The organism is Plantactinospora sp. CA-290183 (assembly GCF_050936375.1).
Classification (GTDB): domain Bacteria; phylum Actinomycetota; class Actinomycetes; order Mycobacteriales; family Micromonosporaceae; genus Plantactinospora.
Genome location: NZ_JBNJMX010000006.1, coordinates 140,719 through 164,885, shown reverse-complemented (window position 1 = coordinate 164,885; position 24,167 = coordinate 140,719). Strand labels below are relative to the sequence as shown.

Annotated in this window: 20 protein-coding genes; 11 read left to right on the top strand and 9 right to left on the bottom strand. The window is 70.9% G+C overall.

Annotated elements, in window-relative coordinates:
* Positions 1 to 200: 200 nt before the first annotated feature.
* A complete protein-coding gene (locus ACQEUR_RS14170) occupies positions 201 to 917 on the bottom strand; it encodes an SDR family NAD(P)-dependent oxidoreductase (RefSeq protein WP_433030298.1) in 717 nt (238 codons plus the stop codon).
* A gap of 129 nt (positions 918 to 1,046) precedes the next feature.
* On the opposite strand from ACQEUR_RS14170, the gene ACQEUR_RS14165 reads away from it, so the two are divergent.
* Positions 1,047 to 1,664 (top strand): VOC family protein, encoded by a 618-nt coding sequence (locus ACQEUR_RS14165; RefSeq protein ID WP_433030296.1) that lies wholly within the window; start codon positions 1,047 to 1,049, stop codon positions 1,662 to 1,664.
* 33 nt (positions 1,665 to 1,697) lie between these two features.
* Here ACQEUR_RS14165 and ACQEUR_RS14160 read toward each other — a convergent pair whose 3' ends face one another.
* Positions 1,698 to 2,336, bottom strand: a complete 639-nt coding sequence (locus tag ACQEUR_RS14160; protein ID WP_433030294.1) for a YdeI/OmpD-associated family protein — start codon at positions 2,334 to 2,336, stop codon at positions 1,698 to 1,700.
* A 225-nt stretch (positions 2,337 to 2,561) separates the two neighbouring features.
* Complete coding sequence (locus tag ACQEUR_RS14155) at positions 2,562 to 3,548, bottom strand: MerR family transcriptional regulator (protein WP_433030292.1); 987 nt, start codon at positions 3,546 to 3,548, stop codon at positions 2,562 to 2,564.
* A 491-nt stretch (positions 3,549 to 4,039) separates the two neighbouring features.
* On the opposite strand from ACQEUR_RS14155, the gene ACQEUR_RS14150 reads away from it, so the two are divergent.
* The 4 genes from ACQEUR_RS14150 to ACQEUR_RS14135 all read left to right on the top strand — a co-directional run bounded on the left by ACQEUR_RS14150 (position 4,040) and on the right by ACQEUR_RS14135 (position 8,972).
* Positions 4,040 to 4,771 carry a class I SAM-dependent methyltransferase gene (locus ACQEUR_RS14150; RefSeq protein ID WP_433030290.1) on the top strand — a complete coding sequence of 244 codons (732 nt, stop codon included), beginning with the start codon at positions 4,040 to 4,042 and terminating at the stop codon, positions 4,769 to 4,771.
* A 384-nt stretch (positions 4,772 to 5,155) separates the two neighbouring features.
* The gene (locus ACQEUR_RS14145) at positions 5,156 to 6,292 is read left to right on the top strand and encodes a sensor histidine kinase (RefSeq protein ID WP_433030288.1); all 1,137 of its coding nucleotides are present in this window, start codon (positions 5,156 to 5,158) and stop codon (positions 6,290 to 6,292) included.
* On the top strand, positions 6,289 to 7,026 hold the full coding sequence (locus tag ACQEUR_RS14140; RefSeq protein WP_433030286.1) for a response regulator: 738 nt from the start codon (positions 6,289 to 6,291) through the stop codon (positions 7,024 to 7,026). The genes ACQEUR_RS14145 and ACQEUR_RS14140 overlap by 4 nt, the downstream gene beginning before the upstream one ends.
* 1,097 nt (positions 7,027 to 8,123) lie before the next feature.
* Entirely contained in the window at positions 8,124 to 8,972 is an 849-nt protein-coding gene (locus tag ACQEUR_RS14135) for an ArsR/SmtB family transcription factor (RefSeq protein WP_433030284.1), read from the top strand.
* 31 nt (positions 8,973 to 9,003) lie between these two features.
* Here ACQEUR_RS14135 and ACQEUR_RS14130 read toward each other — a convergent pair whose 3' ends face one another.
* Together ACQEUR_RS14130 and ACQEUR_RS14125 are read right to left on the bottom strand one after the other, a co-directional pair.
* Complete coding sequence (locus ACQEUR_RS14130) at positions 9,004 to 10,992, bottom strand: ABC transporter ATP-binding protein (RefSeq protein WP_433030282.1); 1,989 nt, start codon at positions 10,990 to 10,992, stop codon at positions 9,004 to 9,006.
* Between the two features lie 195 nt (positions 10,993 to 11,187).
* Positions 11,188 to 11,358, bottom strand: a complete 171-nt coding sequence (locus ACQEUR_RS14125) for a hypothetical protein (protein WP_433030280.1) — start codon at positions 11,356 to 11,358, stop codon at positions 11,188 to 11,190.
* Between the two features lie 195 nt (positions 11,359 to 11,553).
* On the opposite strand from ACQEUR_RS14125, the gene ACQEUR_RS14120 reads away from it, so the two are divergent.
* Positions 11,554 to 14,688, top strand: coding sequence for a lantibiotic dehydratase (locus ACQEUR_RS14120; protein WP_433030278.1), 3,135 nt, complete (start codon positions 11,554 to 11,556; stop codon positions 14,686 to 14,688).
* Positions 14,685 to 16,052, top strand: a complete 1,368-nt coding sequence (locus tag ACQEUR_RS14115) for a lanthionine synthetase C family protein (protein ID WP_433030276.1) — start codon at positions 14,685 to 14,687, stop codon at positions 16,050 to 16,052. The genes ACQEUR_RS14120 and ACQEUR_RS14115 overlap by 4 nt, the downstream gene beginning before the upstream one ends.
* Before the next feature lie 54 nt (positions 16,053 to 16,106).
* On the opposite strand, the gene ACQEUR_RS14110 is transcribed toward ACQEUR_RS14115, so the two are convergent.
* Positions 16,107 to 17,093, bottom strand: a complete 987-nt coding sequence (locus tag ACQEUR_RS14110; RefSeq protein WP_433030274.1) for an alpha/beta hydrolase — start codon at positions 17,091 to 17,093, stop codon at positions 16,107 to 16,109.
* Positions 17,094 to 17,229: 136 nt separating this feature from the next.
* Positions 17,230 to 18,075: an MOSC domain-containing protein gene (locus ACQEUR_RS14105; protein WP_433030272.1), complete on the bottom strand. Its 846-nt coding sequence runs from the start codon at positions 18,073 to 18,075 to the stop codon at positions 17,230 to 17,232.
* A 125-nt stretch (positions 18,076 to 18,200) separates the two neighbouring features.
* Here ACQEUR_RS14105 and ACQEUR_RS14100 point away from each other — a divergent pair, with 125 nt between their 5' ends.
* Both ACQEUR_RS14100 and ACQEUR_RS14095 read left to right on the top strand, forming a co-directional pair.
* Complete coding sequence (locus ACQEUR_RS14100; protein WP_433030270.1) at positions 18,201 to 21,332, top strand: NACHT domain-containing protein; 3,132 nt, start codon at positions 18,201 to 18,203, stop codon at positions 21,330 to 21,332.
* Positions 21,333 to 21,349: 17 nt separating this feature from the next.
* A complete protein-coding gene (locus ACQEUR_RS14095) occupies positions 21,350 to 21,718 on the top strand; it encodes a DUF6968 family protein (protein ID WP_433030268.1) in 369 nt (122 codons plus the stop codon).
* 42 nt (positions 21,719 to 21,760) lie between these two features.
* Here ACQEUR_RS14095 and ACQEUR_RS14090 read toward each other — a convergent pair whose 3' ends face one another.
* Both ACQEUR_RS14090 and ACQEUR_RS14085 read right to left on the bottom strand, forming a co-directional pair.
* Positions 21,761 to 22,270 carry an NUDIX hydrolase gene (locus ACQEUR_RS14090; protein ID WP_433030266.1) on the bottom strand — a complete coding sequence of 170 codons (510 nt, stop codon included), beginning with the start codon at positions 22,268 to 22,270 and terminating at the stop codon, positions 21,761 to 21,763.
* A gap of 33 nt (positions 22,271 to 22,303) precedes the next feature.
* On the bottom strand, positions 22,304 to 22,948 hold the full coding sequence (locus ACQEUR_RS14085; protein ID WP_433030264.1) for a hypothetical protein: 645 nt from the start codon (positions 22,946 to 22,948) through the stop codon (positions 22,304 to 22,306).
* Between the two features lie 156 nt (positions 22,949 to 23,104).
* Here ACQEUR_RS14085 and ACQEUR_RS14080 point away from each other — a divergent pair, with 156 nt between their 5' ends.
* Positions 23,105 to 23,308 carry a hypothetical protein gene (locus ACQEUR_RS14080; protein ID WP_433030262.1) on the top strand — a complete coding sequence of 68 codons (204 nt, stop codon included), beginning with the start codon at positions 23,105 to 23,107 and terminating at the stop codon, positions 23,306 to 23,308.
* An 88-nt stretch (positions 23,309 to 23,396) separates the two neighbouring features.
* Complete coding sequence (locus tag ACQEUR_RS14075; RefSeq protein ID WP_433030260.1) at positions 23,397 to 24,086, top strand: histone H1; 690 nt, start codon at positions 23,397 to 23,399, stop codon at positions 24,084 to 24,086.
* Positions 24,087 to 24,167 lie beyond the last annotated feature (81 nt).

Sequence of the window (24,167 nt, the reverse complement as noted above, 5' to 3'; positions counted from 1 at the left end):
CGGCTGGCGACGAGTCTGGAAAGGGAACCTATGCAGATCCCCATACGTCGATGAGTGGGCGGACTGCGAGGGCGACCTGGACTGGCCGAGCCGCACCGGCTCCGAGTCGTCGGCCGACCGCCCGCCAGACCTGGAGGTTGGTCGGTGACGGCTGGCCTGTGCTGCGGCTGATCGCGGCGAGCATGGCCGCCGCGTCGCGCTCAGGGGTGTGGCCGCTGTATCTGCTCGAAGTGGAACTCGCGAATGAAACAGTCTCGTGGTTGGCCGACCGCGAAGAGCACGCAGTCGATGACCGACCGCGCGGTGAGGTCGCCGTTCACCTGGTGCGGCCCGTCCTGAACGAAGTCCGGCGGAAATAGTGAAATCACTCGAATCCCTTCTGGCCGGAGCCGGTGCGACAGGATCTCAGCGAGCCCGGCGTGGGCATGCTTGGCGGCGTAGAACGTTGGATGCGCGCCAGAACGGCGGTGCCCCACCTCGCCGCAAGCGGAAATCATGTTGACGATGTCGGGCCGCGACGATGCCCGCAGCAGCGGCAGCAGGTGTTTGGTCAACAGCACGGTGCCGGTCCCGCCCGCAGCCATCACGCTTTCGATCTTGTCGTCCGAGGCGTCTCCCAGGTCGTCACTTTCGATGTATACGGCACCATTGTTGATCAGCACGTCGAGGTACTCGGTCCGGTCGGCCACGGCTGCGGCGAACGCACGCACCGAATCCGCTACGGCGAGGTCGCAGCGAAACGCATCAGCCCGACCCGGCCCCCGCTGGCTGATCGCACCCGCAACACGCTCGGCCGCCGCCAGGTCGCGGGCCGAGAGGAAGATCTGCGCACCGCGCTCGGCGAAGACCTCGGCCAACAGTCGTCCCGTGTCACGTGCGGCGCCGGTGATGGCGACGCGCAGGCCGTCAAAATTCATGGCCGACAGTGGAGCACCTGAACTCTGATTGAGGTCAACAGGAACCTGCGAGACCGGCCATTCGCTCTTCGGCAGATGAGTACGGTTGTGCGGATCACGGTTTCCGGCGTCTGCGGGAAGGAACCCTACGTGCTTGACCACATCGTGTTCGCGGTGCCGGATCTCGCCGGCGCGGTAGCGGGGTTCGAACGGCTGACCGGCGTCCGTCCGGTGAGGGGCGGTAGCCACGTCGGTCTCGGCACCGCGAACCATCTCGTCGGCCTGGGCGGCGCCGCGTACCTTGAGATCATCGGTCCGGACCCCGATCAACCCGACCCGGTCCAGCCACGCCCGTTCGGCATCGACGGCCTGACCGCCTCCCGGGTGGTCACCTGGTCGATTCGACCGCCGGATCTCGACCACGCCGTGGCGGCCGTGATCGCCCGCGGCTACGACCCGGGACCGCCCAGGACGATGTCGCGTCGCACCTCGGACGGGAACCTCCTGACGTGGCGCCTGACCCCCGGTGCCGATGACCCGGCCGACGGGCTCGTGCCGTTTCTCATCGACTGGGGCACCACAGCGCACCCCACCACGGGTGCGCTGCCGACGCTGCCGCTGCGGTCCCTGCAGGCCCAACACCCCGATCCCGGTCCGGTCCGGAAGAGCCTGGCCGCCCTCGACGTCGACCTGCTGGTCGGGCTGGGACGGCAATCCCAACTGGTCGTCACGCTGCAAGGTCCGGACCGGCCAATCGTGCTGAGCTGACCGCCGTCGCTCCGCTCATCACGATCGCGCGCTTCACCGCGGATCCGGATGCCGAGCTGGTGTCGACTTCGGCGGGTCGGGAGGCTTGGTCTTCTGCGGGTAGATCGTCTCGTGACGGGCCAGCATCGCGACGAACTCGCCGATCTTCCGCTCGCGCGTCTGTGCCCGCTTGACGGAGTTGACGCGGTGGATCAGAGCGTAGCGGTTGGTCTTGGTAAGGACCTCGAACATGGCCTGAGCGGCCGGCTCGGCGGCGATCGCGGCCACGAGGTCGGCCGGCACCTCAGCTTCCGAAGGTGGGGCGTAGGCGGCCGCCCACCGGCCGTCTGCCTTCGCGGCTTCCACTGCGGCGCGGCCCGAGGGCAGCATCCGCCCCTGCGCCTCCAGCCGGGCCACGTGGGCCACGTTCCGTTGTGACCAGGAACTGCGGGGCGTGCGCGGGGTGAACCGGATCCACGAGGTCTCTCCGTCACGCTTGCGGGCCTGCCCGTCAATCCAGCCGAAACACAGGGCCTCGTCAACTGCCTGCTGCCAGGTCAGCGTCGTGACTGTGCCGCCCTTTTTGGTCAGGGCGAGCCATACCCCGGCTGACGTGCTGTGGTGATCCGACAACCACGCGCGCAGCCCCTCGGCGTCTGCGACGATCAGCTCGTCCAGTTCAGCTTTCGCCATGACGGCAGGCTAATCCAAGCCGTCCTGCCGGGGCTGCGCCCGCCTGTCCCCGGCGGCCGTGCTCGGTGCAGGCGTCGACCGGGTTGCTCACTGAAGGGCTGGCCGGCCAGCGGGGATGGATCCGAAGCGACCTCATGTTCGCCGGTCACTTCCGCAGTGCGCAGGAATCCGCCCGATGCGCCGCGTTGACTAGGTAGGCCAACCGGCCGAGCCGCATATCGCCAATCAGGGAGCCGGTAGGGCGGACGCGCGCAGTGCCGCGGCCAGCCACTCGTACGGGAACTGCTCCGGCGGCACGTTGTTCACGGCGGTGACCAGCGCCATGTACCGGTCGAACGGTCCTTCCGGATCCGGCGGGGTGCGGTCCCATTCCGCGCCCGCCAGCATGTGGTCGGCCGTCTGGATCCGGAATTCGGGCGTGTCCGGCATCCCGGGGCTGTCCGGTGTCGCGAAGATGCCGGTCAGCCATCCGATCCACCGGTCGGCGATCTCCCGCCCCCTGGGCGAGTCCGGCGGCACCCGCTCCCGCGCCGCGTCCATCGCCGCCTGGCCGATCGGCGTGGCCGCTTCCAGTGCGTCCAGCATCGGCGACGAGGTCATCAGCGGCCCGGCCCCGGTGGTGCACGCCTCGTACAGCTCACCGCGTACGGCCTGCCGGACCTCGGTGTCCCGGACCAGCTCGGCCAGCTCGATCCACGCCTCCAGCTGGGCCGCGGTGGGATGCTCGGGCAGCTCCGGCCGGGCCGCCCGCCACCACTCGACCATCCGCTCCGGCGGCTCCCAGCCGGTGGAGACCTCGGTCCAGAACTCGTCGATCAGCCGGTCGCGTTCCTCGTCCGGCATGCCGACCAGCTTGTGCATCAGCGTGACCTGCTCGGCCGTGGAGTCCTGCCGCAGGATGGCCGACAGCACCGCGCGACGGCTGCGCAGCCGTGCCTCCTGCCGTGCCAGCAGGGCCAGGTGGGTGGCGGCCAGTTCGCGCAGCGTCGCCTCACCGGCCAGCACCCGCCGGATCTCGTCCAGGCCGGCGTCGAGTTCCCGTAGCGTCCGGACCAGTTCCAGCCGGGCGATGGCCGACACGTCGTACAGGCGGTGGCCGGCCGGGGTGCTGGCGGCCGGCGTGACGACACCGGCGTCCGCGTAGTACCGGACGGCGCTGACGCTCAGGCCGGTCCGCCGGGCGACATCCCCGATGGGGTACAGCTCGTTCATGACCACGACGCCCACTATGCGATCTCAAGCGGCTTGAGATACAAGCCCCTAATCAGGTCGCCTGGCAATCTCGGGAGACGGCCCAGGCCAGGTCGACCGGGCCATTCCAAGATCACGTACCGGTCATCGGCACGAGCGTGCACATGAGCGCGGCCGGCAGCGGGACCGGCTTACGGACGGTGACGAGCGTACCGCCGGCCTGCGCTCGTCGGCAGGTCCGCGCGCACCCTGCAGACCGACGCGCGGATCGCGGCGCACTGCCGGCGGTCGGCAAATCTCGTCCACTCAACCGCCCGACGCCAAGCCTGCCGACCCTTCACCTGCTTGATCAGCCCATCTCGAACAGGCTCTGACTGGGCCTTTGCCGCGCGGACGTACATGTGGCGGGCGTCGATCAGGTCATGCCTGTCCGCCTGCACCGACGAAAGTAGGGGTGGACGCTCGCACATCGGCGGGTCCGTAGGTGCGTGCCGCTTCCTAGCGTCGAGATCATGAATGACTCCACGACCCGGGCCGATCGGATTTTCGCACGGCACCGCTCCGATGGCTGGACGTTTCTTACCGAGGCCGCTCGTGATCTGCGTACCGTCGGCGCAGTCGCGCCCAGCGGCAGAATCCTGGCGCGCGCGCTCACCGCAGCCGTAGGCGTTCAGGGGCACCGGTCGCTGAGCGTCTTGGAGGCCGGTGCGGGCACCGGGGCGGTCACCCGCGCCCTGATTGCGCAGCTGGCGCCGGGCAGTCACCTCGACATCGTCGACGCCAATCCGCGCTTCGCCGAACGGCTGCGTCACCTGGTGCACGCTCACCCGCTCCTGGCCGGCCGGCCTGAACAAGTCCACGTCCACGAGGGCTACGTCGAGCACCTCAAGCTCAGCCGATGTTACGACGTCATCGTTTCCGGCCTGCCGTTGACCAACTTCACGCCCCACCAGGTCGAGACGATCATGGATCGGTATCTGCAGCTGCTGCATGCCGAGGGCACCCTGACCTACTTCGCCTACCTGGGCACCCGCCCGACGCGGATCCTGTTCGCCTCTCGGGCTGAAGCGCGCCGCCACCAAGCGGTCGATGAAATCATGAGCGACTACCAGCGTCGCTACGGCACCGGCTGCGAAACGGTCTGGGGCAACGTGCCCCCGGCTCGGGTGTGGCGGCTGCGGCGTCCGTCCCTGCCATCCCCCGTGCCACCCACCAGTTGCAACTTCGTGGACGCCGACCGGTGAACGCCGTCTCCACCCATGTGCTGCTGGTGGTCTCCATCGCGGCCCGCACCGTGATAGTCGGCGACTCTCTGTCGCTTCGCGCCGGGCGTCTGCCCGGGGATCGCCTGCACACCGCGGGTGTCGGCCGCCGTATCCCTGCTGCTGCCTGGCGCATCGCACCTTACCGCGCCACGGCCGCCGCCCTGTGGGCCTGTGCGCAGGTCGGCGCTGGCTACGAGCTGCCACCGTCCTGCAACACGTCTTCACATGCGGGCCCCCCATCGTCGGCGGCATCCCCGCCGCCGCGACGGCAGCGGCGCTGTGGATGAGGACGCGCGCGCAGACGGCCGCCCCCCGCGTAGGAGTCGCACCGGCGCACGCCGACGAGCGCTTACCCTTCCTCGGGTGATTGAGAACAGACACCGAGGCCGCACGTACGGGCGCGGGACACTGGTGGCGCTGCTGACCCTGCTCGCCGTGCACAACACCGCCTATTCCACCGGCTTCCGCTACCTGACAGTGCCCACCGCGGCGGCCGTGCTGTGCGGCGCGGCCCTGCTGATGCGCCGGCTGCCGTGGCCCGTGGCCGCCGTCCTGACCACAGCCGCGGCCGCGGCATGGGGATGGCCCATGCTTCTCCTTTTCATGCTCGCCCTGTTCGACCTGGCCATCCAGCGTCGTGCCCTGATCGCGATCGGCTGCGCGGGGACCGCGCTATTCGCCAATCTGTTCACCCAGCCGGTGAACTCCCTGTGGGAACCGCAGCAGTACGGTTCTACGCTGTTTCTGTTGCTGGCAGTGGTGGGGGGGTTGTGGATGGGCAGCCGCCGCCGCCTGACCGCAGCGCTCCACGCCCAGGTTGAGCACCTACGTACCGAACGGGAACTTCGCCAGCAAGCCGCCCGCGCGGCCGAGCGGTCCCGGATCGCGGCAGAGATGCACGACGTGCTCGCGCACCGCCTGAGCCTGATCGCCCTGCACACCGGCGTGCTCACCACCAAGGCCGACACCCTGCCTGCGCAGATCGCCGACCGGCTGATGCTGCTGCGCACCACCTCCACCCAGGCCCTGACCGACCTGCGAGATGTTCTCGGCGCAATCCACGAGACAGACTCCGCATACGGCCCTCCCGCGCCTGTTCTGCGCGACGTCAACGAACTCGTAGAACAGGCCCGCACGACCGGGCAGCACGTCGACCTCCACGTCAACGGCGATCCTGAACAGGCTCCGACCGCGCACCGCCTCGCCATCTACCGCATCGTGCAGGAAGCGCTCTCCAACACCCGCAAACATGCCCATGGTGCGCCGGTACGCATCCGCCTGCATTACACCGCACCCACCACCACGGTGGACGTCACCAACACCCCCGGCACAGCCGCCACAGATCTGGCCGAGTCCGGCTACGGCCTGGTGGGCATGCGCGAACGCGTCACCGCGCTCGGCGGGCATCTGCACGTCGGACCCGCCGGCGCCGGGACCTGGCGGCTGACAGCTACCCTGCCCCACCCGGTAGGCATCGAGCAGAACTCCTCGCACCCGTGATCCGCGTCCTGATCGCCGACGACGACGCCCTGGTCCGCATGGGCCTGACCGACCTGCTCGACGGCGACGACGCCATCGACGTCGTCGCGCAGGCCCGCGACGGCCTGCACGCCGTCGAACTGGCCACCACCCACCGCATCGACGTCGCCCTGGTCGACGTACGCATGCCCCACATGGACGGCATCTCCCCCACCACCCACCTGCGCGCCCTGCCCCACCCGCCGAAAGTGATCACCTTGACCACCTTCGACGTCGACGAGTACGTCTATGACTCCCTGATGGCCGGAGCCGACGGCTTCCTGCTCAAGGACACCGACCCGGCCGAAATCCTGCGAGCCGTCCATCTGGTCGCCGCCGGCTCGGCGATACTGCACCCCAGCGCCGCACGTCGCCTGATCGACCGCTATCACCACGCCAACCAGACGCGGACGGCCGCCGCACGGGCCCGGCTGCACCGCCTCACCCCTCGCGAACGCGACGTCCTGGCCCTGCTCGCCCGCGGCGACACCAACGCCGACATCGCCACCCGCCTGCACATGCGCGAGAGCACCGTCAAGGCCCACGTCAGCCGCATCCTCGCAGCCCTGAACGTCACCAACCGCGTCCAAGCAGCCCTCCTGGCCCGCGACGCCGGCATGCCCACCGATTTTGACCAACCAACCTGCGCGACCGCCTCAGGGCTTCCGGCTGAAGCGACGAACCTTGGCCCACAGCAGCCAAGAACAAACTCCTGACTTACGACGATCCGTGAACCGGACCTCGCGGGTGGGCAGCGGGATAGCAACGGCGCCTGCATCGCGACTCGGCCTTCGCCGCTCGGGAGTCCACTCCCGTTGCAGGACGCTCATCGCATGCCCAAGGTCAGGTCGTCGCCACCCGGCCAGGATCGCCTATTCGTCGCAGGCGTCCTGGAACTGTGCAAGGTACTCCGGGTCACCGCCCAGAGCCCGCATGGACCGGGGGCACCGGCTGGCCTGCCCGGCCGCTACCCGGTCCGGCCTCGGGTCGGCCGGACCGTCCGGCGGGGCGGCTTCGAGCGGTTCGACGAGTCCAACCCCGGTCGGCGCCGCCACTCTGTGTTTCGGCATCAGCCGCTCGGCCGTCCCCGGCCGCATTAGATCGGCCAGCAGTCCCCATTCGAGGGCGGGACCCGCTCGGACGACACACCACAGTTCTGCCAACCGGTCAGTCCCAGGTGGACAGCGGACCGCTACGGCAGCACGCTCTATCTCCCGCTGAATACGTACTGACCAGCGCCGACGTGGTCGAGGGCCGGAGGGACGGATTCTCTGCGGCGCGCACGTCCGTAGCCGCCATGCTACGGTCGTGCGAAGCGCAGGCAGGTACTCCACCACGGACCCGGTTCGTGCTGTGCTGCGGTCGATTCCCGACCGTGCAGGTAGGTTGTGTCTACGCCATGTGATACGGGGGTTTCCTGTGGCAGACAGCAGAGTCATGACCGGCTCCCTGAGCAGACCTGAGAAGAAAATGAAATGGGCCGGCGAACGGTTGCTGCCCGCCGACCGGAAATTCCTCCGCCGTGTTCCCGTGACCTCACCTCGTGCAATTTGTCTGCATCGCGGTCCGTCGACGGGTAACCGGTACGCTCTTTATCGAGCCGCTTGTGCCGCGCCTTTGCCGGGCACCGCACATGTCGGATGAGCCATTTCATGTCGACAGCGCCGGAGTGCGGATAACCACCAGCCAGCTGTGGGAGACGCTTTCCAGCCTGTCGATTCTCCGACGCTATGGCGACCGGGCCCCCTGGCCCTACACGCGCTGGTCGCAACGGGCATACCGGATTCTCCGCCGCAGTCCGAAGTTCGCGTCCGTGCGGTGGTGGCAGGCGCAGCACCCCGCTCCCTGGCCGGCGCTCGTGCGGCCCTCGACGGTCCCCACCGGGCTCGGCCTGCGGAAGGAACTCGCCGCCCTGCGGTCCGGCACCGACCCGGTGCTCGCCGAGTGGACGGCGGAACACGTCACACGACAGTCGCCGCCGGGGATGGGTGACGATCCGACCGCAGCGCTGGACTGGCTGGCCGACGGGTTCGCCGCGTACTGGGAGTTGGCGCTGGCGCCGGTCTGGGACCGGATGGGCGTCCTGCTCGACGACGAGCTGCTGCATCGGGCGAGGACGCTGGCGACCGAGGGACCGGCCGTGCTGCTGTCCCAGGTGTCGGCGCGCCCCGGAGCGGAGTGTCGTCGTCGCGGTGACGCCGGACCCGACCGTCGTGGCCACACGTACGTCATGCCGTTGATTTTCTACACCGACGATCCCGCGACGTTGACGGACGACGCGGGCAACGCCGTGATCGTCTACCAGGCCAGGGGAGTGGCGACCCTCGCCGAGGCGGTCTGCGACACCGGCGCTACGACGGCCCGCCCCGCCGAGGCCAGCGCCCCGGGCAAGCTCGGCGTACTCATCGGGCGAGGCCGGTCGATGGTGCTGAAAGCGGTGGGTTCCCCGAACACGACGGCGGGACTCGCGGACGAGCTCAGCCTCGCTCCCAGCACGGTGTCCGAGCACCTGGCCACCCTGACCGAAGCGGGACTGGTGAGCCGGCGTCGAGTGGGTCGACACGTGCTCTACGAACTCAACTCCGTGGGTGCGGCGCTGGTCCGGCTGATGGACGAGTCGATGGACTGGGCCAGTCTGCCCAACAACGCCGCCGCGTCGTAGCGGGTCGGTGGTCGCCCGGGGCCGGACCTCGTCAATCGGTCGTGAGGTCCGCCAGCCGTGGCTGGTGCCGACGGCCGGCGAGGGAACGGTCCCGGTCGGGACGGCGGGCGAACTGTGCCGCCTGCATGCGATACATGTCGGCGTACCGCTCGTTCGCCTGCATCAGCTGGTCGTGGTGTCCGTGTTCGACGATCTCGCCCTGCTCGAAGACGTAGATCCGGTCCACTCTGGAGAGCGAGGCGAGCCGGTGCGTCACCAGGACGACCATCGACCCCTGCCTGGCCAGGTCCATGGTCCGGTCGAAGATGTCGATCTCCGTTCGCGGGTCCAACGCGGACGTCGGCTCGTCGAGGACCAGCAGCGGCGCGTCCCGGTACCAGGCCCGCGCCAGGCCGATGCGCTGCCACTGGCCGCCGGAGAGGTTGGTACCGCCCCAGAATTCCTGTGCGAGCAGCGCGTCCCAGCCGTCCCGGAGCTTCTCGACCACCTGATCCGCCCCGGTCGCCTCGGCCGCTGCCCCCCGGCGACCCGGGTCGGTGCCCGTTCGCGACCGGCCGATGACCACGTTGGCCGAGGCGGTGAACGGCCACTCGACGGGCTTCTGCGCGACCAGCGCCACGTGTTCGGAGAGCGTGGCCCGGTCCAGCTCACCCGTGGGCACCCCGTCCCACTCGACGGTGCCGCCGGTGGGCAGGTAGAGCCCGCTGAGCAGCTTGACCAGGGTCGACTTCCCGGACCCGTTGGCCCCGACCAGGGCGACGACCTCACCGCGCCGGATCGTGAAGTCGACGTCGCGCAGCACGGGCGCGGGGGAGCTGGGATAGCGGAAGGTCAGGCCCGTTGTGGTGATGGTGGCGGGTGCGGCGGTGACCCGCCGCCCGCCGCCACTGTCGGACAGCTCCTCGGCGCGCTGGCACGCCTCCTCCCAGTCGGAGACGTAGAGCGTGTCCTCGAACAGCTGCTGGCCCTGGATGAGGAGCGCGCCGACGCTCATCGTCGCCGTCCGGATGGCGAGCGCGGCCGTGGCGGCGAAGGCGAGCGGGAGCTGCCCCTCGACGGCGGCAAAGATCAGCAGGCCGTAGGTCAGCATCATCGCCCCACCGGCCGCGGCGCTCGTGACCATCTGTACCTGCGCCTCGCGGTTCGCCAGCGAGATCTCCTCGGCCACCGACTCGAGCGAGAGCCGGTCGTGGTGGCCGAGCAGGAAGCGTTGCACCCGGTGCGCGCGCAGCTCCTCCGCGGCCTCCCGGGTGGTGAGCAGCCGCGCCAGCATGTCCAGTTGCCGCAGCAGGGGTTGCCGGCGGCGCATCGAGGCGTGCCACCGGCCGGCGATGTGCAGCGACGCCCACGCCCGTGGCACCAGGGGGAGGAAGAGCAGCGGCAGCAGTCGCGGGTCGAGCACCACCAGGACCGAGGCCACGGTCACCACGGAGATCAGACCGCTGCACAGTTGCACACTGCTGTCGATCACCCGTTTGAGGGCGTCGACACCGCGCCGCCCCGCCGCGACCAGGTCGTTGACCTCCGGGTCCTCGACCGCGCTGAGTCGTGCGTACGCCACCTTGCCGAGCAGCTCGCTCTGGGCCGCGTGAGCCACCCGGGGGGCCAGGCGCCCGGAGAACCGCAGACTGACCGACCTGCACGTACCACCGCACACGGACGCGGCGACGACGACCAGGAGGGGCGGCAGGAGCGCGGGCAGTCCCCGGCCACCAGCGATGAGCCCGGTGAACAGGTCGCGCATGGCGAGCAGGCTGACGGCCATGACGATGCCCGACAGGAGCTGGCAGCCCACCACGAGCACCAGCGCGACCCGGTCCACCGACCAGGACCACCGCAACACCAACGCCACCACGTGCGGCAGCCGGCGAACCATCGCGGCCTTGTCCGCGGAACGTGCCTGGCGCCAGTCCTCCGGGGCCAGTCGGACGCCTTTGCCGAACAGCGCGTCTTTCGCCGTCTCATCCTTTGTCGCGCGCTCTTCTGGCGCGGATTCTTCGGTCACTGCGTTTTTTGCCACGGCCGGCCTCCTGGCGCAACCACACCATCAATCTGGCAAGAACCTGCGATTAGCCTGAATGGCAGGAAGCCACCAGGGCGGCCGGCCGTGGGTCTAACACGGCGAAACAGAATCGCGGTCCACGTGTTCAGCGAATCGTGTACCGCTGCCCGGTCCGGCCCGATCTCGTCAGCCGGACGGGGCGAGGTGGATCGACTAGCCCGCGCAGCGGGGGCACTCGTACTGCAGGGTGACCGTGCCGCAGGTGTAGGCGCAGGTGTTCATGCAGGTCGCGAAGCACGTCCAGAACGTGATGGAGTCCGGGCCCGCTCCCGTGCCTTCCGCCGAGACGCTGGTCGTTTGCAAATCGAGGTCGAACTCGCCCATTGTCACTACCCTTCTCGTGTCGGGTTCGGTCAATTAACGGAGGTGCCGGCATGGTTCTCCTCCGGGAACGGAGCCTAGCCGCGTGCCAGGCACCCGCGCCATAATTCGGCGCCCGCCGAATAGCCGGTAAAGTGTTGACCCGCGGGGTTCGCGTCGTGTAGCCAGTTGTTGTCGGGCGAGCGAAAGGCTGACGCGGTGACGGCTACGGGTGCATACGGGACCGGCGACGAACTGGTGACCGCGGAGGTGTCGATCGGCAGGCTGGCCAGTTTGCCGGCGCATTATCCGATGCCGGTGCCCCCGGATGATCCCGACGACCAGGACGCCGTCCTCACGTTTCTCCGTGCGGTGGCGGCCGATTCGGTGCTCGCCGAAGCGATCACCGTCTCCAGCCCGTCGCTGGCGAGAACCTTGCGGGACGTGACCGAGGCACGCCGGCTCAAGCCCGCGAAGCTGCGGCGGGCGTGTTTCGCGACGATGAGCTACCTCTCCCGGGCGACGCACCGCACCACCCCGTTCGGCCTGCTCGCCGGGGTCTGCCGCGTCGAGCTGGGCGACGAACCCAAGATCCGGATCGGCACCGAGCACACCAAGTTCGCGTACGCCGACTACGGCTGGCTCGCCGGGCTGGTGCGTACGCTGCGCACCGACCCCGTGGTGCTGCCCACCCTCGCACTGGTCGCCAACGAGCTCAGCGAGGTGCGGGACGGCCGTTTCGTCCTCGCCTACCTGCCGGTCGACGACGCGCAGGCGAAGAACCGCGACCTGGAGCGCACGGTCCGGCGAACCCGGGCCACCGCCCTCGCCATGGCGTCGGCGCGTACCCCGATCCGGTATCCGGACCTGCTCGCCGTACTGCGGTCGGAGTTCCCGGACGTCGAGCCCGCGGTCATCGCCCGGGCGATCGCCGGGCTGGTGGAGAGCGAGTTCCTGTTGACCGACCTGCTGCCGGCGGTGACCACGGTGGACTCGCTGCGCCACATCCTGGACCGGCTGCCGCCCGAGCATCCCGTCCGGGGCGAGCTGACCGAGCTCGACGAGCGGATCCGCGAGTACGCCGGCACCGGCATCGGCGGCGGCCGGGACTCGTGGCGGGACACGACCTCGCGCGCCAGCTCGCTGCACGGCGCGGAGAACGTCCTCCAGGTCGACCTGCGGGTGGATGCCGACATCACGCTCCCGCGAGAGCTCGGCGCCGACGTGGCGGCGGCGGTCGCGATCGCGTGGCGGCTACAGGACGCCACGACCGACGCGGCGTCGGCGATGGCCCCCTACCGGATCGCCGCCGTCGAACGCTACGGCGCGGGCCGGCTGGTGCCGCTCCGCGAACTGCTCGACCCGATCACCGGCCTGGGGCTGCCGGACCACTACGAGGGCCACCACCACGACGCGGACGGGTCGAAGCGACGCGACCGCGCACTCGTCGCCCTGGCGCAGGAGGCCGCGTTCACGGGACAGCGTGAGGTGCTGCTGGACGAGGCGCTGGTGGCACGGCTGGCCCGCCGGGACGGCAGGCCGGGACCTTCCGAGAGCGCCGAGGTGCTGGCCGAGGTGCTGGCCGACGACGACGAAGCCCTGCGTACCGGGAACTACCGCATGGTGCTGACGAACACCGGCAACCGGCCCGGCGCCATGTTCGGCCGGTTCCTCGACGCCGTCGGCGAGCTGGCCGACCCCGTCGCGCGCCGGCTCCACGACCTCCACACCGCGGCGCCGGACGGTACGGCGGCGGTGCCGGCCCAGGTCTGCGTGCCCCCGGGCGCCTCGCGGTCGTTCAACGTGCTGCGCACCCCGCTGCTCGCCGGCAGGGCGATCTCCATCGGCGGTGGGCTCGGCTTCCCGGGACCCGGGACGACGGTGAGCACGCTCGACGACCTGGCCATCGCGGCACACCACGACCGCATGGAGGTGCACTGCACCCGTACCGGCACCGAACTCGTGCCGTTCGCGCCGCACGCGCTGAACCCCGCGATGCTGCCGCCGGCGGCCCGGCTGCTGCTCGACATCGGTGCCCAGTGGGCGCCGCCCATCATGCCCTGGTACTGGGGTGCGGCGGCCAGCGCGCTGCCGTACCTGCCGCGCGTCCGGTACGGCCGGGTGGTGCTGTCCAGTGCGCGCTGGATCCCGGACGCCTCGCTGCTCGGCAGCGACCTGAGCTGGGAACGGTGGCGCGCACGGTGGCAGGAGTGGAAGGACCGCTGGCGGGTCCCCGACGTCGTCTGCCTGACCTCCGCCGACCACCGCCTCCGCGCGGATGTCCGCCGCGAGGCCGACCTGCGCATGGTGCGCGCCGAACTCGACCGCAAGCCGGGCACGGCCATCCACGAGGAACCCGCGGGCGGCGAGTACGGCCGGGGCTGGTCCGCCGGGCACGCCAACGAGATCGTCTTCGCCGTACAGGGCAGGCCGCCGGGGGAGCGACAGGGAGAGCGGGCCGAGAGCGAGCGGCAGCAGGGACACCGGTACCGGGCAGCCGCGGCCTGCGCCGCGTACCCGCCCGGCGGTGAATGGCTCTACCTCAGCGTCCTCTGCCCGGCCGCGGCGCAGAACCAGATCCTCGCCGCGCACCTGCCCGAACTCGTCGGCCGGGCCCGCGAGGTCTGCGACCGGTGGTTCTTCCTCCGGTACGCGGAGGACGGCAGGTTGTCGCTGCGGATCCGGTTCCACGGCGACCCCGGCGACCTCAACGGCAAACTGCTCCCGAGCGCACACGCGTGGCTGTCCGGGCTGCGCGCGGCACACCTGGCCGAGGAGATGATCCTCGGTACCTACCGCCCGGAGATCGGCAGGTACGGCGGCCCGGACGCGATCGAGGCCGCCGAGCACGCGTTCACGGCCGACTCCGAGCTGGCGGTCGAACTCACCACGCTGCTGCTCGACGGGCGACTGGACGTACCGCGGGAACTGCTCGCCGCCGCCAACCACCTCGACCTGGTCCGCACCCTCGCACCGGACGACTGGAACACGTGGCTGGTCGAGGCGTACCCGAAGGACGACCGGTACCACAAGGTCTTCCAGGCGCACCGCCGCCGCGTGCTGGAGCTGCTCGACCCGGCCGACGACTGGGCCGCGCTCCGCGCGGTTCCCGGTGGCGAGCGGCTGCGCGACGCGTGGCGGCGGCGCGCTCCCCGGGTGGCCGCGTACGGGCGGCTGATCCGGGACATGGTCGCCGACGGGCGGCTGGCCCCGCAGCGGACGGAGTTCAGCTCGCTGCTGCACCTGTCGCACAACCGGCACACGGGGACGGACAGGGACGTCGAAAGCTCCACCTACGCCGTGCTGCGCGCGTTCGCGCAGGCCCGACTAGACAAGGACCGGCACCTCGCATGACGACGACGACCAGCACAGGCAGTCAGACGCTCCGGCAGGAGGCCGCGGCCGCCGTGGCCGAGATCGCCGCCCGGCTCGACGATCCGGAGCGGGTGGCCGCACTCGCCCTCGCCTCGGCGGCGGCCGCCGAGCCGACCGGGCAGGCGTATGCCCAGCCCTGGATTCCGCTGGGCCTGGCCGACAGCTACGTCGGCGTCGCACCGCTCTACGCCGAGCTGGGGCAGGCCGGCGACGAACCGGACGACCGCTACCGGAAGATCGTGCACGACTACCTCTCCCAAGCGCTGCAGAACCCGCAGGGAGTCCCGGCGAGCGGGCTGGGCCTGTACCTGGACGCCGTGTCGATCGCGTTCGTCGCCACCTGCGCCGGGACGCGTACGGATGACTTCAGCAACCTCGGCAGGCAACTCGACGACCTCATCGCGCCCGATGTCGACAGGGGCATCGCCCGCATCCGGGCCGCCATCGAGGAGCGGGGCACGGTCAGCTCCAACCCGGACTACGACGTCGTCTCCGGGCTCACCGGGCTCGGCCGGTTGCAGCTCATGCGGCACCTCCGGTACGGGACTGGACGTGCCGGGCTCGACGCCATCCTCGGCCTCTTCGCCGAGGTGGCGACGGCGCCCGGTATCACGGTCGACGGAACGCCGACGTCGCCCTGGTACTCGCCGGACCGGATCGGGAAGTGGCCGGACGAACCCGGCCTCGTCAACCTGGGCATCGCACACGGCGTCGCCGGCCCGCTGGCGCTGCTGGCCTTCGCCCAGCGCGACGGCGTCACGGTGCCCGGCACGACCGAAGCGGCCGACGGCATCGCGCGGCTGCTTCTCGCCTACCGCTCGACGGACGAGTTCGGCCCGTACTGGCCGGCCGGGGTGAGCGTCCAGGACGGCACGGTCGTGTCCTACTCCGACGGGCGTATGCGCGACGCCTGGTGCTACGGCACCTTCGGTGTCGCGCGGGCGTTGCAGGTCGCCGGTCAGGTCTTCGCGCGGCCGGACTGGGTCGCGGAGGCCGTCGCCGGCGCGAACGCGGCGGTTCGCGCCGCCGAGGCACGCCCCGAGCTGGTCACCGACTTCGCGCTCTGCCACGGATGGGCCGGGATCCTGCACACCGTGCAGTGCATGGCCCTCGACACCGGGGACGCCGAGCTGGCCGCGGGCGCCGAACGCATGGCCCGGCGCGTGCTCAGCGGCTTCGACCCGGACAGCGCGTTCTGCTATCGGGAGGAGAGCATGCCCCCGGTGGTGGCCGACCGGCCGGGATTCCTCCTCGGTTCGGCGGGGATCGCCCTCGCGCTGCACGCGTTCGCGACGGGCCGGCCCTCGGTGACCACCTGGGATGCCGCGCTGATGTACAACTAGCGGCGCCACCCGCCGGTCGGCCTCGGGGAACCCGACCATCCCGGTCGGCTGTGGTCAGTGTCGGCCGCTGTCGAGGGGAGCCAGCAGCATCGGCAGTGAGTGGTGCAGCTCCCGTTCCCAGTACGGCGGCTGGTGAGTGCCCGGATAGAAGTGTGTGGAGAGGGGGATTTCCCGTTTCCGCAGCTCGGCCGCGAGTGAGGTGTTGAGGACCAGGTCGAACGCCTCCGTCTGCTGGTCGACCGGGGTGGTGTCCGGTCCGTCCAGCGGGCCGGGTTCCCCGTCGCCGCAGCTCAGGAAGACCGGGGTGTGCCGCAGTCGAGCGGCGAGATGGTACGGGTCGTGTCGCTGCCAGTTCGCGTGCTGCGCGACCGGGTCGCCCCACAGGTCGAGATACTCCGGGGCCTCCTGGAACGCGGTGCGCCACGCGTCGACCGAGTCCGGATGCAGGAGGTGGACCGGGCCGCTGTAGCTGGCCACCGCGCGGAACATGCCCGGCCGGTGTGCCGCGTAGACGAGCGCGCCGTATCCACCCATCGACGCCCCGGCCACGGCGCGGCGGGTGCCCGCCCCGTAGTGCCGTTCCAGCATGGTGCGTACCTCGTCGAGGTGGAACGTCTCCCACGCCGGCGCCCCGTACCGCCCGCCGTTCCACCAGTTGGTGTAGTACCCGCCGGGGGATCCGCCGTCCGGCATCACCACCAACACGTCGCGCAGCGCCGGAAGGGTCTCGACATCGCTGTGCGTTGTCCAGTCCGCATGCGTGCCGAACATGCCGTGCAGCAGGTAGAGCACCGGCCATCGGTCGCCGGCGCGGCGCTCATCCCATCCGTCCGGGGTGAGCAACCGCACCGTTGCCGGGCCGCCCAGCGCGGCCGATTCGATCGTCAGGTCGACCAGGCGTTCGCCGATCCGCTTCTCGGAGACAACCGCCGACGTCGAGCCGGGTGGCGCGACGGTGCCGCCGGTCGACGGAGGACCGATCGCTGCCACCATCGGCAGCAACAACAGAATCGCCACGATCCGAATACCAGTTCGTGTCATGGCGCAAGCATCATTCACCGCGTGGTCCGGCACATCGGGGCTTGACCCGTACCGGACCCTGCACCCGCTACGGATGCGGGTCAGGTGAATGGTGTAGTGGTCCGCGACCGCTGCTGTTCCGGGCGGACCGTGCCGGTCAGCCCAGCACCTCCACGGTGTCGCCGACGCTGACCGTACGATTTTCGGGCGAAGGCCCGCCCGGTTCGGCCCGCACCGTCAGCTGGAGACCGAAGAGGAGCTTCTGGCCGACGTTGCGCCGTGCGGCGAGCATCCGTAGCGGCTCCCGCCCCCGCTCCCCGGTCTCCTGGTCGATCGTCGCGATCAGACAGCGGCCACACTCGGCGGCGCCCTGGAACACGGCCCCGCCGATCCTGACCCGCCGGCCGACCCACGCGCCCTCGGCCCACGGCGCGGCACCGCTGACCACCAGGTTGGGGCGGAACTGGCTCATCGGCAGCGGACCCTCGGTGCTGCCCGACTCCAGTAGCCAGTCGTTGAACGCGTCCAGCGACGCGGTGTTGGCCAGCAGCAGCGGGGTGCCGTCGGCGAAGCTCAGCTCGGCGCCGACCCCGGCCGGAACCGGCCAGGGAACGAGGTTGCCGGTGGGGTCACCGAGCCAGACCAGCCGGGCGGTGCGCCCCAACAGCCGGTTGAGCCAGTCGTCCGCCTCGGGGCCGGCGGCGCGTACCGGTGCGGGCGGCCGCCCTCGGTACACCCGGACCTGGATCGCCTCGCCGCCGGTCGGTTCGGCCAGATCGAGCGGGGTCAGCCCCGGCGCGTTCAGGGTCAGCCCGCCCGGCCGGGACACCGCCCGCATCGTCACCAGTTCCCGGTGCTGGCGCTGGGTCAGGCCGAGCCCGTGTTCGTCCACGATCAGCCAGCGCCGGTCGCCGTCAAGGCCCCACGGCTCGACCCGCGCCGTGTCGCGGTCCATCCGGCGGCACCCCTTCACCGGGTACGTGTGAATCGAGGCTACCCGCATCCGGCCAGGATGACATGACGCTGACCGGACGTTCGACAGGGACCGGCCACCGGGACGAATCTGTTCATCCACCTGACCCGATACGGTGTGTGCCGTCCGGTAGCGTTGTGTCGAAAGGTGCGTCTGTGCCGAGCCTGCCGCATCTGCCCTTCGGCCTGGAGTACGCCGCGGTCGGGGTCTTCTTCCTCGCCCTGGTCGGTGCCGTGGTGCAGCAGTTCTTCGCCGATCGCCTGCACGCGGGCCTCGCCCGGCTCTGGCGCCGGGTGTCCGGCCGGCCGAGGAAGATCCGCAGCGACGAGTGGACCCGGTACCGGGCGTGGGTGGCTCGGACGTACAACACGATGAAGCTCGGGTTTCTCCAGGATGTGTCGATCACCCTCGACGATGTCTACGTACCGTTGCAGTACGAGCAGGACGGTCAGCGGATCGACGTCTACCGCGAGATCCAGGGCCGCCTGCGGACGGTGGTCGTCGGTGCCGCCGGGGCGGGCAAGTCGATGCTGCTGCGCCACTCGATGCTGCAGTGGGCGAAGACCGGGCCCCCGCTCGACCGGGTGCCGGTGCTGATCGAGTTGGCGCGGTACAACCGGGGTGGCCGGAACATCCAACAGCTCATCGTCGAGACCCTGGCCCGCGAGGACCAGGAGGGCGACACCCGGCGGAAACGCCGACGTCGGCCGGCGCGGCCCCTGATGGACAACGCCGAGCAGGTCGTCGCGACCGCCCTGGCCACCAACGGCCTCTGTGTGTTCCTCGACGGGCTCGACGAGGTCGTGACCGAGCGCCGCGCGGAGATCGCGTTGGACATCAAGGAGTTCGCCGAACAGCATCCGACCTGCCAGATCGTGGTGACCTGTCGGGACGCGGTGTACGACAACGACCTGCACCCGGTGTTTGACGGACGCGTCCTGGTCGCCGGCTTCGACGACGCCGGGATCCGGCACTTCCTGCGGCTCTGGTTCAGCCAGCAGAGCGAACCCGTCGGTGAGGACGGCCGCGGCGACGCGGTCGGGAACCGTCCGGCCGACCCACGGGAGCTGATCGAGCAGCTGATGGCGGCGCTGCGGGCCAATCCGACGCTCATGCGGCTGGCCCGAAGCCCACTGATGCTGACAATGATCACTTCACTGCACGATGCGGACCCGGGTGCCGGTCCCATGCTGACCAACTCCAGAGCGGAGTTCTACGAACAGGCGGTCACGCACCTGCTGCGTCGGGACCGGGATCTCGGCCGGCACCGCGACCTTGCCCGGTACCGTGCGGGGCACAAGCTGATGGCGCTGCGCGCCATCGCCCTCGCCGCCCAGGGCGCGACGTCGCCCGGCAGCGACCGCCGGGTGATCAGCGAGGAAGAGCTGTACGCGGCGATGAGTCGCCTCCTGCCCCGGTTCCGGCTGACGGAGGCCGACCTGCCGAAGATGATCAACGAGATCGTCGACCGCAGCGGCCTGCTGATCCGCATCGACGACACCAATCTCCTGTACGAGTTCGCGCACCTCACCCTCCAGGAGTACCTGGCCGCGGTGGAGCTGGCCGACGCGCCGGACCGGTTGCTGGCGCTGTACCGCGACAATCCGGGTCGGTGGCGCGAGACCGTCAAGCTGTGGTGCGCCGGCGCCAACCGGGACGCGTCCGAGCTCGTGCGGAAGATGCTCGCCGGTGACGCGCGGGACCGCCTGCTGGCTCTGGAGTGCGTCGCCGAGGCTCGGCAGATCGACGAGGACCTGGCCACCCGCATCGTGAACCAGTTCGTGGTGCGGCTCGGCACCGACATGCCGGACAGGCATCTCGTCCTCGTCGCGTTGGGCGCGGTGGCCGGCGACCCGGGGCCGATCGGGCACGCGCTCTTCAGCCGCCTCCGGGACGAGGCGATGCGCGGCGGCCCGGGCGGCGAGGACGCGATCGTCGCACTGGCGGAGTCGCGCCAACGCGCCGCGATCGAGATCCTGGACGAACTGGCGCCCCGGACTCCGGCGGCGAACGCGGCGCTGCGATCCACCGGGGAACTCGCGATCCCGGTCCTGGTGAGCCGGGCCCGCGCCGGCTCGGTCACGGCCATCGACGACCTGGCCGCCGTCGGTACCCCGGCGGCCGCCGTCGCGATCGCCGAACAACTCTGGAGCGAACAGCCGGTCGCGATCCGAGCTGCCTGGCGACTGGCCACGCTGATCAGCGCACCCGACGTCGAGAGCGAGCTCAACCGGTTCGATCCGGCGCCGTTCCACCGCGCGGGGAGCCGTGAGGGGTACGACTGGTTGTGGGCACCGTTCGTGCCGGCGGGGAGCCGCGGCGGCATGGCGGTCACCATGGGCCGGCTCGGCTGGCTGATCGACCGGTCCACCGAGACGCAGGCGCCCGAAGATCTCGGCACCGTCGATCCCCGGCTGGCCCTCGGTCTCGGCGCGCGAGAGGAATCCTTCTCCACCGGTCCTCTGCCGGACACGCTGCACCATCAGCTCGTCGAGGCCGACCGGCGGACCGACCACCCGCGCCGCCGCGTCGAGAGCCCACTGGTGCGGTCCGAGGTCGAATCGATACTGGACGCGGTCGCGTCGGCGGATCCACACCTCGCCCGCCGGCTGGCGACCGAGGTGATCACCGCACGGACCAGGGACGGGGTGACCGAGCTTCTGCTCCTCCAGCTCCCCACGCCCGCCCTGGTCGAGCTGGCGAAGCGGCTGTGGCAGTCGGGCTTCCGCGGCGTCACCGGCATCCGTGACTGGCGGGCACTCAACGAGCGGCCGGAGTCGCCGAAGGCGCTGGTGTTCGTGCGCAACACGGTGGTCACGATCGCGGCCCTGCTCGGCATCTTCGCTCTCGGTCTCGCCCTGACCCGGTCGGTCGGCACCCTGATCGGATGGTGGGCCTGGGGTCCTCCCTGGTTCGCCGCGCTCCTCCTGCTCGGCTTCGCCATCACGGTGGCCGTTGCCGTCCGAGCGGAGAGCGACCCGTCCAACGACAACCTGTACGCCGTGTTCGGATTCGTCGGCTTCGCCACCGCCGCCGGAAGTGTTGTCGTCGCCCTCCCGACCGTGGCCGGCTGGCTGGGCTGGCTCGCCACCGTAGCGGTCACGGTGGTCCTCACCGGCGCGGTCGTGCTGTTCAGCACCTGGACCGCCCGGCGGCAACGTGCCGTGGCCAACCCGTACCGGGCGATCCTGCGGTGGGACGAGCGCGGCACGGGCGCCGGCGCGACGGTCGTGGCCCGGGCCGGACCGACCGTCCGGGGTCAGCGGGACGAGCGCGCGACGGCGTGAGACGAGATGGGGGACGCATGACGACCAGCTATGAACTCGGCGAGGTGGTGGCCGAGCGGCTGGTGGATGCCGTCGCCGAGGACGGCAGCCGTACGCCGGTGGTCTTGAAGATCGGCAAGCCGCTGCCGGACCCCCTGCCGGGCGGGGACTGGTACTGCCCCCGCCAGGTCCTGGGCCTGGGCGACGAGGCGGTGCAGGCGTCCTTCGGCGTCGACTCCCTGCAGGCACTCCTGCTCTGCGTGTACGGCCTGCGGTTGACGCTGGCGGAGCGGGCGGACGCGGCGTCGGTCCGGCTGGACTGGCTGGGGCAGCCCGACCTGGCTCTCCAGGTCGACCCGGAACTGGACAGGATCCCGTCCTCCGGCGCGGAGGGCGTCGGCGCCTGACCCGCTGCCGTCCGCCGGGCGCCGGCAGGCCGGCGCGGGGGACTACCCTCCGCCCGCCCGCCCCCAGGAGAAGGCGGCGGAGTCGGGCGCGAACCAGGTGCCGGTCCCCGCCGGCGCGAGCGCGTGCTCGACGGTCACCCGGCAGTGCTCGTCGACCTCCGGCAGCCCGTCGAGCGGGAACCACCCGACCGCGGTCGACTCGTCGTCGTTGACCCGGGCGACGCCGCCGAGCAGGCGGCACCGGAAGCCGATGTTCAGGAACTGGCAGCGGTCGCCGTTGGGATAGGTGTGCGGATGCGCCAGCACGCTCGACATCCGCTCCGGCTCGACCCGTACGCCGGTCTCCTCGAACACCTCGCGGACCAGGGCCTGCGCCGGTTGCTCGCCGGGCTCGACGAAACCGCTGATGACCGACCAGCGCCCGTCGTCCGCGCGTTGGCCGAGGAGCAGTTCGCCGGCGTCGTTGAGTACCACGGCGCTGACGCTGGGCAGCCAGAGCAGATCGTGCCCGACCAGCTTGCGCAGCCCGAGGACGTAATCCGGGATGGCCATGCGGAGACGGTAGACCAGCGTTCCCGGCGCGTCTCAGCGGGCTGGAGTGGCGCCTGGGACCGGCTCGCCCTCCGGGGACGGCGTCGGCGGGGCACCGACGGCCGGACACGGTACCTCGGTGCGGGAGAAGTCCGCCCGCTGCCGGTCGAGCACCTGCCGGAAGCAGACGTCGACCTCGGCGCTGGCCCGGCCGGCCATCGCGGGCCGGGACACCGCGACGTGCACCCGGAAGACCAGCCGCACCCCGGGCGACGCGCGCCGGTCGGCGCCGTCGACGGTCAGCACCTCGACGTTCGGGTCGCGGCCGGCGCTCCGGCCGATGTCGGCCGCCTCGTCCGCCGCTCCGCGCACAAGCGCGTCACCGAGCACCGCGGCCTGTCGTACCGCTTCCCGATGCGCCCGTTCCTCGATCGTCGGCGTCAGCACCATAGCGAGGACCACGTACCCGGCACTGGCGGCGAGCAGCGGCAGAATCGCCAGCCCCAGGATTGACAGCACACGGAGGTGCCGTCCCGTTTCGCGCGTTCGCCGGATCGTGCCCACACTGCGAATTGTGCTCGAAGATGGGGCGGCGAAGTGCCAGGTCAGCGCGATGAAGCCCTGCTTCGGGGCGTACCGGTGGCAGATTTTTTCCGCACCCTGCGCCCGGCGGACCCGGCGGGTCGCAACGCCGCTCACGGCGGTGAATCCCTTGCGCCCAAAAGGCTTTCCACCGTACGGGCGCAGTTCGACGTTTCCGGCGCGGGCTTATCCGATCCGTTCTACTGTGGAAGTCACCCCGCCATTTTGTCTGAAACGGTAGCGCCCTGTCGGTTTGCGGTGCACAGTGATGCCATGAGCGACAGCGGGAGCGATGCGCAGTACTTCTGGTGCACCCGGCACCACCGGGTGGAGCCCGGTGCCGAGGTGTGTCCGGCGAGGTACGTGCTCGGTCCGTATCCCTCGGCCAACGACGCGGAGCAGGCGCTGCAGCGGGTGCAGCAGCGCAACGAAGCGTGGGACGCCGAGGACGCCCGCTGGGCCGGGGAGGAGCGCTAGACCGGCGCGGCGAGAGCCCGCGTCGACGAACTCCGTGGTGCTCCGCGAGGAGACCCCCGAGAGCATGTCCCGCAAGGAGGAACCACAGATGGCCGAAGCAACGAAGGCCACCGCCCGTCCGACAGCCAAACGCGCTGCCGCGAAGAAGACCACGGCGGGTAGCCGTACCGCAGGTGCCGCCAAGAGCACCTCGGCCCGGCGGAGTACGACCACGTCGGCGGCGAAGAAGAGCGCCGCGAAGAAGGCGCCGGCGAAGAAGGCGCCGGCCAAACGCGCGACGGCGACGAAGAAGGCACCGGCCAAGCGGGCGCCCGCGAAGAAGGCCACCACCAGGACGACCCCGGCCACCCGGGCGGGAGCCAAGCGCACCACCAGCCCGGCGAAGCGTGCGGCCGGGGCGGCCAAGAAGACCGCCCCGGCGCGTAAGACCGGCACGGCGGCCAAGCGGGTGACCTCGACGGCGAAGCGGGCCACCTCGGCCGCGAAGCGGACGACCTCGACGGCGAAGAAGGCCACTGCCCGGAAGACCCCGGCGAAGAAGGCCCCCGCGAAGAAGACCACCGCCAAGAACGCGCCCGCCAAGCGGGCCACCGCGAAGAAGGCCCCGGCGAAGCGCGCGACGGCCAAACGTACGACGCCGGCGACCCGGGCGAAGGCGACGCCGGCCAAGAAGGTGACGGCGCGCAAGGCGCCGGGCAGGCAGGGCGCCGCAGGTAGGACGGCGGCCACGTCGCCGGCCCGCAAGGCCGGCCGTCCGGCCACCCGCCGGGCGGGCTGAGTCCGGGCCGGGACGTCCCGGGAGCGGGGACGTTCCGGCCCGGAAACCCGTCGGACGCCGACGATGCCGATCCCGGCTGGG